At 71.0% G+C, this 16,103-nt stretch carries 13 protein-coding genes; 11 read left to right on the top strand and 2 right to left on the bottom strand.

Translation table 11 applies throughout. The annotated features are described in order from the left end of the window. The 3 genes from G6R24_RS22220 to G6R24_RS10005 all read left to right on the top strand — a co-directional run. On the top strand, window positions 1–214 hold a 214-nt coding region (locus G6R24_RS22220), incomplete at its 5' end, for a hypothetical protein (protein ID WP_225438343.1). A gap of 64 nt (window positions 215–278) precedes the next feature. Beyond that, window positions 279–437: a hypothetical protein gene (locus G6R24_RS10010; protein ID WP_163548989.1), complete on the top strand. Its 159-nt coding sequence runs from the start codon at window positions 279–281 to the stop codon at window positions 435–437. A 148-nt stretch (window positions 438–585) separates the two neighbouring features. After that, window positions 586–861, top strand: a complete 276-nt coding sequence (locus G6R24_RS10005; protein ID WP_163548988.1) for a hypothetical protein — start codon at window positions 586–588, stop codon at window positions 859–861. A gap of 702 nt (window positions 862–1,563) precedes the next feature. Here G6R24_RS10005 and G6R24_RS10000 read toward each other — a convergent pair. After that, window positions 1,564–2,247 carry an MBL fold metallo-hydrolase gene (locus G6R24_RS10000; protein ID WP_163548987.1) on the bottom strand — a complete coding sequence of 228 codons (684 nt, stop codon included), beginning with the start codon at window positions 2,245–2,247 and terminating at the stop codon, window positions 1,564–1,566. 458 nt (window positions 2,248–2,705) lie between these two features. On the opposite strand from G6R24_RS10000, the gene uvrA reads away from it, so the two are divergent. Beyond that, the gene (uvrA, locus tag G6R24_RS09995; RefSeq protein ID WP_163548986.1) at window positions 2,706–5,693 is read left to right on the top strand and encodes an excinuclease ABC subunit UvrA; all 2,988 of its coding nucleotides are present in this window, start codon (window positions 2,706–2,708) and stop codon (window positions 5,691–5,693) included. A 64-nt stretch (window positions 5,694–5,757) separates the two neighbouring features. Here the strand turns inward: uvrA and G6R24_RS09990 are convergent, their stop codons facing one another. Continuing rightward, the gene (locus tag G6R24_RS09990; protein WP_163548985.1) at window positions 5,758–6,171 is read right to left on the bottom strand and encodes an SsgA family sporulation/cell division regulator; all 414 of its coding nucleotides are present in this window, start codon (window positions 6,169–6,171) and stop codon (window positions 5,758–5,760) included. A gap of 251 nt (window positions 6,172–6,422) precedes the next feature. On the opposite strand from G6R24_RS09990, the gene uvrC reads away from it, so the two are divergent. The 7 genes from uvrC to tpiA all read left to right on the top strand — a co-directional run bounded on the left by uvrC (window position 6,423) and on the right by tpiA (window position 15,421). Beyond that, a complete protein-coding gene (gene uvrC / locus G6R24_RS09985) occupies window positions 6,423–8,726 on the top strand; it encodes an excinuclease ABC subunit UvrC (protein WP_163548984.1) in 2,304 nt (767 codons plus the stop codon). After that, window positions 8,723–9,592, top strand: a complete 870-nt coding sequence (rapZ, locus tag G6R24_RS09980) for an RNase adapter RapZ (RefSeq protein WP_163548983.1) — start codon at window positions 8,723–8,725, stop codon at window positions 9,590–9,592. Before uvrC ends, rapZ begins: the two co-directional genes overlap by 4 nt. Before the next feature lie 2 nt (window positions 9,593–9,594). Then, window positions 9,595–10,686 carry a gluconeogenesis factor YvcK family protein gene (locus tag G6R24_RS09975; RefSeq protein WP_217451568.1) on the top strand — a complete coding sequence of 364 codons (1,092 nt, stop codon included), beginning with the start codon at window positions 9,595–9,597 and terminating at the stop codon, window positions 10,684–10,686. A 5-nt stretch (window positions 10,687–10,691) separates the two neighbouring features. Beyond that, window positions 10,692–11,678, top strand: coding sequence for a DNA-binding protein WhiA (whiA, locus tag G6R24_RS09970; RefSeq protein ID WP_163548982.1), 987 nt, complete (start codon window positions 10,692–10,694; stop codon window positions 11,676–11,678). A 523-nt stretch (window positions 11,679–12,201) separates the two neighbouring features. Then, entirely contained in the window at window positions 12,202–13,209 is a 1,008-nt protein-coding gene (gene gap, locus G6R24_RS09965) for a type I glyceraldehyde-3-phosphate dehydrogenase (RefSeq protein WP_163548981.1), read from the top strand. A 143-nt stretch (window positions 13,210–13,352) separates the two neighbouring features. Next, window positions 13,353–14,555, top strand: coding sequence for a phosphoglycerate kinase (locus G6R24_RS09960; RefSeq protein ID WP_163548980.1), 1,203 nt, complete (start codon window positions 13,353–13,355; stop codon window positions 14,553–14,555). A gap of 26 nt (window positions 14,556–14,581) precedes the next feature. Further along, on the top strand, window positions 14,582–15,421 hold the full coding sequence (gene tpiA / locus G6R24_RS09955; RefSeq protein WP_163548979.1) for a triose-phosphate isomerase: 840 nt from the start codon (window positions 14,582–14,584) through the stop codon (window positions 15,419–15,421). The last annotated feature ends 682 nt before the right edge of the window (window positions 15,422–16,103 follow it).

The following is a 16,103-nucleotide window of genomic DNA, read 5'->3' as shown; positions in this document are numbered from 1 at the left end:
CGACTGGATTTTCCAGATCGCACGAAAGCCGCGGGCGGATCTGGCTGTCACCGGCGGGCTTCTGCAGGCGTTGGACGACGTGTTACATCCGCAGGCCCGTCTGTGTTCGCAGGGCATTGACCGCTGGTTGACGATCCCGGAGATCGCAGGGTTGGTGATGTGGGCTGAGAGTGAGGGTGCGCCTTTGGTGATCAATGCCCTGGATAGTTTGTAATCCAAATCAATACAAGATCGTCGATCACGGTAGGAAGCCAACCACCAACACCCGGAGTCCACCTGTGACCAGTATCAACACCACCACCGCCGACCTCAGCAACCGAATTCTCACCGAAGCCCACACCCTCATCCGCGGATCCGGCGAACTCAACATCGACCAGACCTACAACCGCGAATACCACACCACCCTTCAAGCCATCAACTACGCCCACGCCGCGTAACTCCTCCTCGGCCAGTTCGCTGTCCGCGACCCGCCGGCCGCCGACTTTTATGCCAATATGGTCGTCGCCGATTGGGAATCCGGTGAAGTCGGAGACCTACTCTTCGAACAGACCCACAGCTCCACCCCGCCAGCAAGGGAGAAGCCCGATGAGCCCCCGCCGCATCGCCGCCGCGATCCTCTGTGCCGCAACCCTCACCCTCACCGCTGCCGGCTGTGCCCGTAGCTCCAACGGCACGCTCGACGCCCCCCTCGGACGCCAGGACAACAGCCCGGCGCAGATCATCAACGCCCCGGACGGCTGGCGGAACGTGATGACCAAATGCGTTTCGTTCCAGCCCGGGAAGCGGATCTACGAGGTGCGGGGAACGGACGCCGTGCCCGTGATCGTCGACGACCCGGCCTGCGGAAAGGCTGGCCACTGATGCCCCTCGACACGCAGCGACCCGGCTCGTCTCGATCGAGCCGTGGCCGTGTTGGCGGATGCTGCCAGCGGCATTGCCGGTGTCGAGGTCGACATCACCTACCAGCCTGCTGACACCGTCCCGCCGTCGCCCGGCGCTGCCGGTGAAACCCCCACCCGCTGGGGAGACCCGCCATGCCCCGAACCCCCAGCCCGACCAGCCTCCGACGGAAGTAGGAAGCCTATCGGCGGAGGCGGGTCCACGAAGGCCTCGATTTCGAACAGCACGTCATCGCCGCCACGTTGGAACCCAACGGCTATGTGTGCACCCGCAGCCACATGTCCAAGGGGCCATGCGATCTGGCCGCGATCAAAAGCGGGCAGATCCTGCTGATCCCCGCCCGGTTGACCGTGGTGGATGCGGCGAACCCGTCGTTCAGCTACGGGGACCTGCACGGGGTGTGGCGGCTCGTTGAGCAGCTGTCCCGGCCCGGGTTTGACGTGCGGACTGTGACCGCAACCCCGGTTCATGCCCCGCGCGCAGGTTGCAGGATGGCACGTTCCGTCCGTGCCGCTGCGCAGGACTCGAACCGGCCGCGATGGAGCCGGTGAGGTTCCGGGAGCTGTCCTCGTCGCGGGGTCTGCCGTCAAGCCCGAGTAGCCCCGAGGGTCAGCGCCGAGCAAACAGGACGATCCGGCCGGCCGCAGCTGCGGCGCGCAGAGTTCACCAGCCGCGGGCCCGCCACTCGGCGAGATGGGGGCGCTCTACGCCGATCGTCGAGTCGAGCCCGTGACCTGGATAGATCCAGGTGCTGTCCGGGAGCGGCCCGAAGACCTTGGCCTCCAGGTCGTCCATGAGGGTGACGAAGGCCGCGGCATCGCCGAAGGTGTTGCCAGGACCGCCGGGGAACAGGCAGTCGCCGGTGAACAGGTGTGGTGAGGCGGGGTCGGCGTCGTAGAGCAGGGCGACCGAGCCAGGTGTGTGGCCGACCAGATGGATGGCGCGCAGGCTGGCGCGACCGACGGTGACCACATCGCCGTCCCGAACGATCCGGGCCGTCGGCACGGGGATGCCGGGGGCGTCGTCGACGTGGGCGACGGTGGTCGCACCGGTGGTGGCCACCACCTCGGCGAGTGCCTGCACGTGGTCGGCGTGCCGGTGGCTGGTGACGACGGTGGCCAGCCCCGCGTCACCGACCAGGCGCAGCAGCGTGTCGGCCTCGTTCGCCGCGTCGATGAGCAGCTGCTCCTCGGTGACGGTGCAGCGCAACAGGTAGGCGTTGTTGTTCATCGGGCCGACCGCGACCTTTGTCACGGTCAGGCCAGGCAGTGTTCGAGTGTCCGCCGGGCCGCCGACGGTGACCTGGCCGGAGTAGGCGTCGCCCGCCGTACCCTGCTCGCTGCTCATGGGTGCTGCCCCTTCGACGGACTCCCGCGGTCCCTCCCATCCTTCACCACGGTCGCCTTCGGCGGGGCGGGCGGTGGACGCGCTCGGCGAGGCCGTCGACGAAGCTCGCCGTGCCCAGCCCGCCGGGCTGGTGATCACCGCGGCCGTGGTCGGGCAGCGAGTGTCGGCCGATCCGGCCGGCGGCGGAACATCCGCTGGTAGCGGATGGTTACCGTCGTTCGGATGGGGGCCGCGCCGCCATGGCCGATCGGCGCCCGTGTGGGCCGGTGTGGGCCTCACGTGGGTCGTGGTGCCGGGTTGGGTTCGCCGCCGGGTAGAACCGCTGCTGTGCGGCGTTGGCCGCGGTGCGGCATGGACAGCTGCCGCGGGAGGTGGCCGCGACGGAACTGTCGGACCCCATCCGTAGCATGGCGACACCCGCCCAGGTCCGATTTCCGGAAGATCATGAGGGATCGACGATGGCCGACCGACTCGTCGTGCGTGGCGCGCGTGAGCACAACCTCCGCGACGTCGATCTTGACCTGCCCCGGGATGGGCTGATCGTCTTCACCGGAATGTCGGGATCGGGCAAGTCGAGCCTCGCCTTCGACACGATCTTCGCCGAGGGGCAGCGGCGTTACGTCGAGTCGCTGTCGGCCTACGCCCGCCAGTTCCTCGGTCAGATGGACAAGCCGGATGTGGATTTCATCGAGGGCCTGTCCCCGGCGGTGTCCATCGACCAGAAGTCGACCTCACGCAACCCGCGGTCCACCGTCGGCACGATCACCGAGGTGTACGACTACCTGCGGCTGCTCTACGCCCGCGCGGGCCGCCCGCACTGTCCGAAATGCGGGCGGCCGATCGCCCGGCAGACGCCGCAGCAGATCGTCGACCGGCTGCTCGAGCTGCCCGAGGGCACCCGTTTCCAGCTGCTCGCCCCGGTGGTGCGCGGGCGCAAGGGTGAGTACGTCGACCTGTTCGCCGAGCTCCAGAGCTCCGGCTTCGCCCGCGCCCGGGTCGACGGCGACGTCGTCGCCCTCACCGACGTGCCCAAGCTCGCCAAGCAGCGCAAGCACACCATCGAGGTCGTCGTCGACCGGTTGGCGGCGAAGGCGTCGGCCAAGCAGCGTCTGACCGACTCGGTGGAGACGGCGCTGCGTCTGGGTGGGGGCCTGGTACTCGTCGACTTCGTCGACCGGCCCGCTGACGATCCCGACCGCGAGCGGATGTACTCCGAACATCTGGCCTGCATGTACGACGACCTGTCGTTCGAGGAGCTGGAACCGCGGTCGTTCTCGTTCAACTCGCCCTACGGCGCCTGCCCGGACTGCTCCGGCATCGGCACCCGTAAGGAGGTCGACCCGGAGCTCGTCGTTCCCGACCCGACGCTGTCGCTGGCGCGGGGCGCGGTGGCGCCGTGGGCCGGTGGGCACAACAAGGAGTACTTCGAGCGGCTGCTCACCGCGCTCGCCGAGGACCTCAGCTTCCGGATGGACACGCCCTGGGAGGGGCTGCCCGAGCGGGCCCGCAAGGCGGTGCTGCACGGCAGCGGCGACACCGAGATCCACGTCGGCTACACCAACCGCTACGGGCGCAAGCGGTCCTACTACGCGTCCTTCGAAGGAGTGATCGGCTTCATCGGCCGCCGCCACCGCGAGGCCGAGTCGGACAGCAGCCGCGAGCGGTACGAGGGGTACATGCGCGATGTGGCGTGCCCGACGTGCCGCGGTGCGCGGCTCAAGCCCGAGTCGCTCGCGGTCACCCTCGGGGCACGTTCGATCGCCGAGGTGTCGGGGATGGCGATCGGGGAGTGCGCCGAGTTCCTGCGCGGCCTCGAACTCACCGAACGGGAGCAGGTGATCGCCGGTCGGGTACTCAAGGAGGTCGACGCCCGGCTGTCGTTCCTGCTCGACGTCGGTCTGGACTATCTCTCGCTGGACCGGGCCGCGGGCACGCTGGCCGGCGGGGAGGCGCAGCGTATCCGGCTCGCCACCCAGATCGGCTCCGGGCTCGTCGGCGTGCTGTACGTGCTGGACGAGCCGTCCATCGGCCTGCACCAGCGGGACAACCGCCGGCTCATCCAGACCCTCGAGCGTCTGCGTGACCTTGGCAACACCCTTATCGTCGTCGAGCACGACGAGGACACGATTCGCGCGTCCGACTGGGTGGTCGACATCGGTCCCGGTGCCGGCGAGCACGGCGGGCGGGTCGTCGTGTCCGGGCCGGTGGAGGAGCTGCTGGCCAGCGAGGAGTCGGTGACCGGCGCCTACCTGTCGGGGCGCCGGCAGATCCCGATCCCGGACATCCGCCGGGTGCCGATCAAGGGTCGCTCGCTCACGGTGCACGGCGCCCGGGAGCACAACCTGCGCGACGTCACGGTCTCGTTCCCGCTCGGCTGCTTCGTCGCCGTCACCGGGGTGTCCGGGTCGGGCAAGTCGACGCTGGTCAACGACATCCTCGCGGCGGTGCTCGCGAACCGGCTCAACGGCGCCCGCGAGGTGCCGGGCCGCCACCGCACCGTCAGCGGCCTCGAGGAGCTGGACAAGGCCGTCCGGGTCGACCAGTCGCCGATCGGGCGCACCCCACGATCGAACCCGGCCACCTACACCGGCGTGTTCGACCACGTCCGCCGGCTGTTTGCCGAGACGACCGAGGCGAAGGTGCGCGGCTACCAGCCCGGCCGGTTCTCGTTCAACGTCAAGGGCGGCAGATGTGAGGCCTGCTCCGGCGACGGCACCATCAAGATCGAGATGAACTTCCTGCCGGACGTGTACGTGCCGTGTGAGGTCTGCCACGGTGCGCGCTACAACCGGGAGACCCTGGAAGTGCACTACAAGAACCGCAGCATCGCCGACGTGCTCGACATGCCGATCGAGGAGGCCGCCGAGTTCTTCGCCGCGGTGCCGGCGATCGCCCGTCACCTGCGCACCCTCAACGATGTCGGGCTTGGATACGTCCGGCTGGGCCAGTCGGCACCGACGCTGTCCGGTGGCGAGGCGCAACGGGTGAAACTCGCCGCCGAACTACAGCGCCGCTCCACCGGCCGCACCGTCTACGTCCTGGACGAGCCGACGACCGGATTGCACTTCGAGGACATTCGCAAACTGCTCGGGGTACTCGGCCGGCTGGTCGACGCGGGCAACACCGTCATCGTCATCGAGCACAACCTCGACGTGATCAAAACCGCTGACTGGATCATCGACATGGGTCCCGAGGGTGGCACCGGCGGCGGTCGGGTCGTGGCACAGGGCACACCGGAAAGTGTGGCCGCGGTCACCGAAAGCCATACCGCGGTGTTCCTGCGCGAGATTCTCGGCGGCCGGGTCGCCGGTACGGACGGTGGCGGCCGGGGTGCCAGGGGTGGCGGTGTCGAGGGCGAAGGTGTCGAGGGCGAAGGTGTCGGGGGCGGAGATGGCGAGGGCGCGGGTATCCGGCGCGAACGCGTCGCCGAGGCCGCGGCCCGCTAAGGCCGCGCCCGCCGCGCCGGTGCCGGTCGGCCGCCGCGGCGACTGGCCGCGGCGGGGGCGGCGGTCAGTCCTGGAGGAGGTCGGCGAGCACGGTGTCGAGCTCCTGCTCGGTGTGCTCCTGGCCGGTGGGCACGAGCCGCTCGGTGCGGTCGAGGAAACGGCGCAGCGGCGCCGTGGCCAGCACGACCACCTTGCTCTTCTCGCCGTCCGCCAGGTCGAGGCGGATGCCGCGCTGCTCGGGGTCGGGGCCGATGCGCACGTCGCCGTCGCCGACGGCGCGCTCCAGGCCTGTGCGCAGCGCGTCACGTGGCGCCACCCAGTGACCCTGGGGCAGGGCGGGGTGCTCCGGCCGGGATATCAGGGTCAGCGACACGGCCAGCGGATCGCAGGCCCGCCAGCAGATCTGGAACACCGTCACCCGCCCGCTGTTGGCGCCGTCGTCCACGACGAACTCCGCGGTGACGTCCTTTCCAAACACGTGCTGGCTCCCTCGGTTCGCCATCCGGTGTGTCGAGGGTCGCAGCCTCGCGCGCCGGGCGCCAGCGGGAGAGCCCCGAACACCGGAAGGTGTGGATGTGATCACTTTACGTCCTCGATTGCTGAGGCGCTGCCGGACCGTCCCGACGTCGGGAACCGGACCCCCGCCGACCAGGTCGCACGCTATGCGTGATGAAATGGTTACGTGCAGGTGCTGCCCGTCCAGGATGATGGTCGCCGTAGGCTCGGTTCATGGCTGATCCGGCGTCCTACCGGCCTGCGCCGGGGTCGATCCCCGAGACCCCCGGCGTCTACCGCTTCCGTGACGAGCATGGCCGCGTGCTGTACGTCGGCAAGGCCAAGAACCTGCGCGCCCGGCTCGCGAACTACTTCGCCGCCCCGCACACGCTGCATCCCCGCACCCAGCAGATGGTGCGGACGGCCTGCGGTGTCGAGTGGACGGTGGTCGCCACCGAGGTCGAGGCACTACAGCTCGAGTTCACCTGGATCAAGGAGTTCGATCCGCGGTTCAACGTCCGCTACCGCGATGACAAGAGCTATCCGAGTCTCGCCGTGACCCTTCACGAGGAGTTCCCGCGACTGCAGGTCATGCGGGGGCCAAAGCGCAAGGGCGTGCGGTACTTCGGGCCGTATGTCCATGCCTGGGCGATCCGGGAGACCCTGGATCAGCTGCTGCGGGTGTTCCCGGCGCGGACCTGCTCGGCCGGGGTGTTCCGCCGCGCCGGGCAGGTAGGCCGGCCGTGTCTGCTCGGCTACATCGACCGGTGCAGCGCGCCGTGCGTCGGACGTGTCGACGCCGCCGAGCACCGGGCGATCGTCGAGGACTTCTGCGACTTCATGTCCGGCCAGACGGGCCGGTTCCTGCGACGCATCGAGCAGGACATGCGCACCGCCGCGGCGGCCCAGGAATACGAGCGGGCCGCCCGGCTGCGCGACGACGCCGGTGCGCTGCGCCGCGCGATCGAGAAGCAGGCGGTCGTGCTGCCCGACGGCACCGACGCCGATGTGATCGCCTTCGCCGAGGACGAGCTGGAGGCCGCGGTCGCGATCTTCTACGTCCGGGGTGGGCGGGTCCGCGGCCAGCGTGGCTGGGTGGTCGACAAGGTCGAGGACGTGACCACCGCCGACCTCGTCGAGCAGTTCCTCACCCAGGACTACCTCGAGGGCATCGCACCACCCGCCGTCCCCGGCGCCGAGGACACCGCTCACGTCGACGGTGCCGCGGTGGCGGGTGCCGCGGACGGTCCGCCGGTGGGTGGCCGCGGTGTGCGGGGGGACGCGCGCCGGCCCACGGGGCTTGCCAGCGTGGATCTCGCGGGCGCCGGTGTCGCCCGCGAGATCCTGCTACCGGTGCTGCCCCCGGACGCCCAGGCGGTGACCGAACTGCTCGCGGTGGTCCGCGGCGGCCGGGTGGAGCTGCGGGTCCCGCAGCGGGGCGACAAGCGAACCCTGCTCGAGACGGTGCAGCGCAACGCCAGTCAGACGCTGGCCCTGCACCGCACGAAACGGTCCAGTGACCTGACCGCCCGCAGCCGTGCGCTGGCCGAACTCCAGGAGGCCCTGGACCTGCCGGACGCGCCGCTGCGCATCGAGTGCTTCGACGTCTCCAACACCCAGGGCACCAACATCGTCGCCAGCATGGTCGTGTTCGAGGACGGCCTGGCCCGCAAGTCGGAGTACCGCCGGTTCTCCATCCGGGGGCTCGCCGGCGGCGCCGATGCCGCGGGAGACAGCGGTGGGGGCGCCTCGGGGGCGCGGGCCCGCGGTCAGGACGACGTCGCGAGCATGTACGAGACGATCCACCGACGGTTCTCCCGCTACCTCGCCGAACAGTCGCGCACCGGCGAGATCGCCGGCATCCCGGCCAGCGGCGAGGTGCCCGCGGAGCTGACCGACCCAGCCGGCCCAGTCAGTTCAGCCGGCCCAGCCGGGTCGGCGGGGGAGCCGGCCGTGGGTGGGCAGCCGATCGATCCGGACACCGGACGTCCCCGCCGGTTCGCCTACCCACCGAACCTCGTCGTCGTGGACGGTGGGGCGCCGCAGGTCGCGGCGGCCGCGCGGGCGTTGAACGACCTCGGCATCGACGACGGGCCGGGCGGAGTGGCACTGTGTGGACTCGCGAAGCGGCTGGAGGAGGTCTGGCTTGCCGACAGCGACGAACCGGTGATCCTCCCGCGCACATCCGAGGGCCTCTACCTGCTACAACGGGTGCGGGACGAGGCACACCGCTTCGCGATCACCTATCACCGGCAGAAGCGTTCCACCGCGATGGTGGCCTCCGCGCTCGACGAGGTGCCAGGCCTCGGTGAGACGCGGCGCAAGGCGCTGCTGCGGGCGTTCGGTTCGGTCGCGAAGATCCGCGCGGCCAGCGCGGAGGAGCTCGCTCAGGTCTCCGGGATCGGTCCGCGCACCGCCGCGGCGATCGTGGCGGCCCTCGCCCGCACGGCGCCGGGGCAACCCGCGGCGCCCGCCCCGGCCGTCGACCCGATGACCGGTGAGATCCTCGACCACGCCGACGCGGGACGGACGCCATGACCACACCGACCCTCGAGTTGGCCATCATCACCGGGCTGTCCGGCGCCGGCCGCAGCACGGCCGCCAAGTGCCTGGAGGACCTCGGCTGGTTCGTCGTCGACAACCTGCCGCCCGCGTTGCTGTCCACGATGGCCGAACTGGGGCATCGCTCCGGTGGGGCGGTCAGCCGGATCGCCGTCGTCGTCGACGTCCGCGGGCGGGCGTTCTTCTCCGACCTGCGGGCGGCGGTCGCGGCGCTGGACACCCGGGGCATGCAGCCCCGGATGCTGTTCCTGGAGGCCAGCGACGACGCGCTGATCCGCCGGTTCGACCATGTCCGCCGGCCGCATCCGCTGCAGGGCGACGGCCGGGTCGTCGACGGCATCGGACGTGAGCGCACACTGCTCGCGGAACTACGCGGCGAGGCCGACCTGGTGCTGGACACGACCGACCTCAACGTCCACGAACTGCGGGCGAAGATAGACGCCGCGTTCGGTCAGCCGCGTACCCACCGGCTCAACGCCACCGTCGTCTCGTTCGGCTACAAGTACGGGCTGCCCCTGGACGCCGACCTCGTGGCCGACTGCCGCTTCCTGCCCAACCCCCACTGGGTCGAGGAGCTGCGCCCCTACACCGGACGGGACCCGCAGGTCCGCGACTACGTGCTCGCCCAGCCGGGCGCGCGGGAGTTCCTCGACCAGTACGCGGCGCTGCTGCATCTGATGGGCGACGGGTTCGCCCGCGAGGGCAAGCGGTACCTCACCCTCGCGGTCGGCTGTACCGGCGGCAAGCACCGCAGCGTCGCCATCGCCGAGCAGGTCGGCGCGCGTCTGGCCGCCGACGGCATCGGAGTTCGCGTCGTGCATCGCGACCTGGGTCGGGAGTGAGCGTGAGCCGTTTCGACGACGAGGACGACGAGGCCCGACTGCCACCGGCGGTGGTCGCCTTCGGTGGCGGGCACGGTCTGGCCGCCTCCCTGGCGGCACTGCGCCGACTGACCCCGGCCCTGACCGCTGTAGTGACCGTCGGTGATGACGGTGGTTCGTCGGGACGGCTGCGCAGTGAGCTCGGCGCCCTGCCGATGGGCGATCTGCGGATGGCGCTGGCGGCCCTCGCCGGCGCCGACGGTGACCCGGCGACCTGGGCCGACCTGTTCCAGCACCGGTTCGGCGGGCCCGGTCCGCTGGCCGGACACGCGGTCGGGAACCTGGTGCTCACCGGCCTCGCCGAACGCACCGGATCGCCGGTGGCAGCCCTGGACCTGGCCGCCGCGCTGCTCGGGGTACGGGGCCGGGTGCTGCCGCTGGCGACGGCGGGCATCGACATCGTCGCCGATGTCGCCGGGCTTGATCCGCGCGAGCCGGAGGTGACCGCAGAGGTCCGCGGGCAGGCGGCGGTGGCCACCACGACCGGCCGGGTGGTGGGGCTGCGGGTCGCGCCGGCCGCACCGGTGCCCTGCCGGGAGGCGGTGGCGGCCGCACGGGCGGCGGACTGGCTGGTACTCGGCCCGGGCTCGCTCTACACCAGCATGCTGCCGCATCTGCTGGTGCCCGGGATGCGTCAGGCGATCACCTCGGCGCGCGGACGTACGCTCATGGTGCTGAACCTGGCAGCGCAGCCAGGGGAGACCGCCGGTTACACCCCGCAGGCCCATCTCGACGCGCTGCGCCGGCACGTGCCCGGACTGCGTCTGGACGTGGTGCTCGCCGATCCCACCGCGGTGCCCGATCCCGCCCCGCTCGCGGCCGCGGCCGCTCTGCTGGGCGCCCGGCTGCACCTGGCGCCGGTACGGGTGCCCGGCGCGCCCATCCACGATCCGATCCGGCTCGCGGCCGCCTTCCAGGCGGTGTTCGCGGACGGAGATCCGAGGCACTCGGCCCGGCAGACGACCGCGGTGGCGGTCGGCGGGGCCGCCCGGTCCGGGTGCCCTTCGTCTGGCGGAGCCGTCCGCCGGACCTCATCTGGTGAAGCCAAGGAGTGATCGGTGTGGCGGCGATGACGGCCACCGTCAAGGATGAACTGAGTCGGTTGCGGGTCGCTAAACCCTGCTGCCGGCGGGCTGAGATGGCGGCGTTGCTGCGTTTCGGCGGCGGTCTGCACATCGTCGGGGGCCGGATCGTCGTCGAGGCGGAGCTGGATACGGGGGCGACCGCGCGGCGGCTGCGCCGGGAGGTCGCCGAGGTGTTCGGCTTCCCGTCCACCGTGGCGGTGCTCGCCGCGGGCGGGTTGCGGCGCTCGGTGCGTTACATCGTGCGGGTCGAACGCGACGGGGAACAGCTGGCCCGCTCCACCGGGCTGCTCGACCAGCGTGGCCGGCCCGTGCGTGGGCTGCCGCCGCAGGTCGTCACCGGTTCGGCCTGTGACGCCGCGGCGGCCTGGCGGGGCGCGTTCCTCGCCCACGGGTCGCTCACCGAACCGGGGCGGTCCTGCTCGTTGGAGGTCACCTCGCCCGGGCCGGAGGCGGCGCTGGCGCTGGTCGGCGCGGCGCGGCGGCTCGGTGTGCAGGCCAAGAGCCGCGATGTGCGCGGGGTGGACCGGGTGGTGATCCGCGACGGGGACGCGATCGGGGCGCTGCTGACCCGGATCGGGGCGCACGACAGCCTGCTGGCCTGGGAGGAACGGCGGATGCGCCGGGAGGTCCGGGCGACCGCGAACCGACTGGCCAACTTCGACGACGCGAACCTGCGTCGGTCGGCGCGAGCGGCGGTCGCGGCCGGGGCCCGGGTCCAGGCCGCGATGCGCATCCTCGGTCAGGACGCCCCCGAGCACCTGCTGGCCGCGGGACGGCTACGTCTCGAGCACGCCCAGGCGTCCCTGGAGGAACTGGGCGCGCTCGCCGACCCGCCGTTGACCAAGGACGCGGTGGCCGGGCGGATTCGTCGGCTGCTGGCGCTCGCCGACAAGCGGGCGAACGCCCTGGGCATCCCGAACACGGAGGCGAGCGTCTCACCGGATCTGCTGGAGAACGCCTGACAAGTCCCATGTCATTCGGTCCATTTCGGGCATTCCGTTCGATCTTTGTTCGCGGAAGTGTGCTCCTGACGAGTCCGGTCGGGACCGGTCCGGACCATGGCCGACAACGCCGCGCCAGGCTGATCAACAGGCCCGACCGGCGGTGGAATAATGTGCCGGGATGGCACCATCGTGATCGCCCACAGGGGGCGGGGTGGTGGCCCCTGTCCGGGCTGTCCGCCGGGCGGCCGGGCCCGGCCACGGTCGGTCCGCGGATCGGATCGTCGCTGGCTCGGGGTCCGTCCGAGCAGGGTGGGGGCCGATCGGCGGCGGCGGTCCGGTGCCGTTGGTCCGCTGCTGTCCTGGGTGGCGGAAATGCGGCCATGTGTGAGGAGACCAACACCGCACGGTTCGGATTGCGGCCGATGATGTGCGAACTCGTTAGGCTCCTCCCTCGACAACGTCATACCGAACGGCGTCATGGCGCAACGGTGTCGTGACGGTCAAAACGACGAGACACACGACGGTAGGGAGAGTTCAGGACGTGGCGACAAGGGTGGGTGTCAACGGCTTCGGGCGGATTGGCCGTAACTTCTGGCGGGCGCTCGCGGCGAGCAAGCGGAACGACCTCGAGATCGTCGCCGTCAACGACCTGACCGACAGCAAGACGCTCGCGCATCTGCTGAAGTACGACACGACGCTGGGCACGCTGGCCGCGCCGGTCAGCGTCACCGACGGTGGCATCAAGGTCGGCGACTCGGTGATCAAGGTGCTCGCCGAGCGTAACCCGGCCGCGCTGCCGTGGGGCGAGCTCGGTGTCGACATCGTGATCGAGTCCACCGGCCGCTTCACCAAGGCCGCCGACGCGGCCCAGCACCTGCAGGCGGGCGCGAAGAAGGTCATCATCTCGGCGCCGGCCAAGGACGAGGACATCACCATCGTCATGGGTGTCAACGACGACACCTACGACCCGGCCACGCAGCACATCCTGTCCAACGCCTCCTGCACCACCAACTGCGTGGCGCCGATGGCGAAGGTCCTCGACGAGGCGTTCGGCATCGTCCAGGGCCTGATGACCACGGTGCACGCCTACACCAACGACCAGGTCATCCTGGACTTCCCGCACTCGGACCTGCGCCGGGCCCGGGCCGCCGCGCAGAACATCATCCCGACCACCACCGGTGCCGCCAAGGCCACCTCGCTCGTCCTGCCGCAGCTCAAGGGCAAGCTGGACGGTCTGGCCATGCGCGTGCCGGTGCTCGACGGCTCGGTCACCGACCTCGTCGCGACGCTGGCGAAGCCGGCCAGCAAGGAGCAGGTCAACGCGGCGTTCAAGGCGGCGGCCGAGGGGCCGCTCAAGGGTTACCTCGTCTACACCGAGGACCCGATCGTCTCCTCCGACATCGTCAACACCCCGGCCTCCTGCACCTTCGACTCGCTGCTGACGATGTCCGCCGGCAACCAGGTCAAGGTCATCGGCTGGTACGACAACGAGTGGGGCTACTCCAACCGCCTGGTCGACCTGACCGCGCTCGTCGGCGCCCGCCTCTAGCTCGTTCGTCCACCTCGTTCGTGCACGTCGTTCACGCACCTCGCTCGTTCACGCGGCCGGGCCCGGTCCGACCGGGCCCGCCGCGTCACTGCCGCCCGTCCGTCGTCGCCGGCCCGCCGGCCCGAACCCTGGAGTAACACAGAGTGAGGACGATCGACGACCTGCAGGTCGCCGGGCACCGTGTTCTGGTCCGCTGCGACCTCAACGTCCCGCTGGACCGCACGGGAGACACCCCGCGCATCACCGACGACGGCCGGGTCCGGGCGAGCCTCCCGACGATCACCGCGCTGCTCGACCGGGGCGCGCGTGTGATCGTCACCTCCCATCTGGGTCGGCCCAAGGGCGAACCGGACGCGAAGTACTCCCTCGAACCCGTCGCCGCCCGGCTGGCCGAACTGCTCGGACGCCCGGTCACCTTCGCCGGCGACGGTAGCGGCGACATCGCCGGCGCGCACGCCCGCAAGGTCGTCGCCGCCCTCGGCGACGGCGAGGTGGCGCTGCTGGAGAACCTGCGTTTCCACCCGGGTGAGACCAGCAAGGACGCCGCCGTGCGGGCCGCGTTCGCCGACGAACTGGCCGCACTCGCCGAGTTCTACGTCGGGGACGCCTTCGGTGCCGTGCACCGCGCGCACGCCAGCGTCGTCGACGTGCCCAAGCACCTGCCACACGCCGCCGGCAGCCTCGTGCTCGCCGAACTCGACGTGCTGCGCCGGCTGTCCAGCGACCCGGCCCGCCCGTACGCGGTGGTGCTCGGTGGCTCGAAGGTCTCCGACAAGCTCGGCGTGATCCGCGCCCTGCTGCCGAAGGTCGACGCCCTGCTCGTCGGCGGCGGCATGTGCTTCACCTTCCTGGCCGCGCTCGGCCACGGGGTCGGCGCCTCCCTGCTCGAAGCCGACATGATCGACACCTGCTCGGCGCTGCTCGCCGAGGGCGGCGACCGGATCGTGCTGCCGACCGACGTGGTCGTCGCCGACCGCTTCGCCGCCGACGCCGCCACCGCGACCGTCGCCGCCGACGCCATCCCCGACGGCTGGCTCGGCCTGGACATCGGCCCCGCCTCCACCGCCGCGTTCGCCGCCCGCCTCGCCGGCGCCGCCACCGTCTTCTGGAACGGCCCGATGGGCGTGTTCGAACTGGCCCCGTTCGCCGAGGGCACCCGCGGGGTCGCCGAGGCCATCGCGGCCGGCCCCGGCTTCTCCGTCGTCGGTGGGGGCGACTCGGCCGCCGCCGTGCGCACCCTGGGCATCCCCGACGCCGGCTTCAGCCACATCTCCACCGGTGGCGGTGCCAGCCTCGAATACCTCGAGGGCAAGGCCCTGCCCGGCCTCGCCGCCCTTGACGTCTGAGCGACGACACCCGCGGGGGCGAGCACATGGCACTGGGACGTGGACGAACCGAGAAGGGTAGAACCGTGAGCGCGAAACCGACCACCGGTAGCGGTCGCCGGACGCTGGTCGCCGGCAACTGGAAGATGAACCTCAACCACCTTGAGGCGATCGCGCTGACACAGAAGGTCGCCTTCGACCTCAAGCCCGCCGAACTCGAGGCGGTCGACGTCGTGGTGATCCCGCCGTTCACCGACCTGCGCAGCGTGCAGACCCTCATCGACGGCGACAAACTGAAGCTCGCCTACGGCGCGCAGGACCTCTCCCCGCATGCCTCGGGCGCGCACACCGGCGACATCGCCGGTTCGATGCTCGCGAAGCTCGGCTGCTCGTACGTCGTCGTCGGCCACTCCGAGCGCCGCGCCGACCACCACGAGGACGACGCCACCGTGGCCGCCAAGGCCAAGGCCGCGTTCGCCGTCGGGATCACCCCGATCCTGTGCGTCGGCGAGGTCGAGGCGATCCGGGTCGCCGGCACCCACGTCGAGCACGTGCTCGGCCAACTGGCCGGCTCGCTCGCCGGGATCACCGCCGAGCAGGCCACCTCGATCGTCATCGCCTACGAGCCCGTCTGGGCCATCGGCACCGGCCGCACCGCCTCCGCCCAGGACGCCCAGGACATGTGCGCCGCCATCCGCGGCAAACTCGCCGACCTCTACACCGGCACCATCGCAGCCGGCATCCGGGTGCTCTACGGCGGATCGGTCAAGGCGGCCAACGCCGGCGAGCTGTTCACGATGCCCGACATCGACGGCGGCCTGGTCGGCGGTGCGAGCCTGCTCGCCGATGACTTCGTCGGCATCGTCCGCAGCAGCCCCACCAGCTGATCCCCGGACGCGCCCGCGTTCCGCTTCCGTTTCCGTTTCCGCTCTGACCCCGTCCACCACACGAGGCGGCGCTGGTCCGTTGTCGCCCGCGTTGCCCCGGCCGGTGTGCCAAGGTGATCACGGTGTACCCCGCCCACCGGCCGAGACGATCACGGTGTTCCGCGGTCACCACGGTGCGCCGCACCCGCTGGCCGGGACGATCACGGTGCGCCGCACCCGCTGGCCGAGATGATCACGGTGTTTCGCGGCCCCTGGCCGAAATGATCAAGGTATGCCACGGTGATCCAGTCATGCCGAGGGTTGTTTGATGTCATGCCGAGGGGTGTTCGGTCGTCGGGCCTCCGACACGCCGAACATCCCTCGGCGGTTGGCGGGCGTCCGGCGTGTCGCCGATGCCTGGCGGCAGGGTCGGCACCGAGCGTGGTTGCTTCTATACCTGAGCGTGATCGTTGCTCTGGTTCAGGGTGGACTTGGTGGCGGGGGCTGGCCGAGCCCGTCGATGCGGCCGAGTCCGTCGAGTCCGTCGAGTCCCGGCCGGCCGCTGTGTCCGGACCGGCCGCTGTGTCCCGCCGTGCCGTCCGCACGGCTTCTTCGGGCTTCCGTGCGATCACTTCAGGTGTCGGTCCGGTGTCGTTGCCCCGCGGCTGGGCGCCCTGGCGCTGAGGCGGGATCGTTCGCGGAT

It is taken from the genome of Candidatus Frankia nodulisporulans (assembly GCF_902806475.1).
Lineage (GTDB): Bacteria > Actinomycetota > Actinomycetes > Frankiales > Frankiaceae > Frankia > Frankia umida.
Note: the sequence above shows the minus strand (reverse complement) of the source record. Positions and strands in the feature narration are given on the sequence as shown.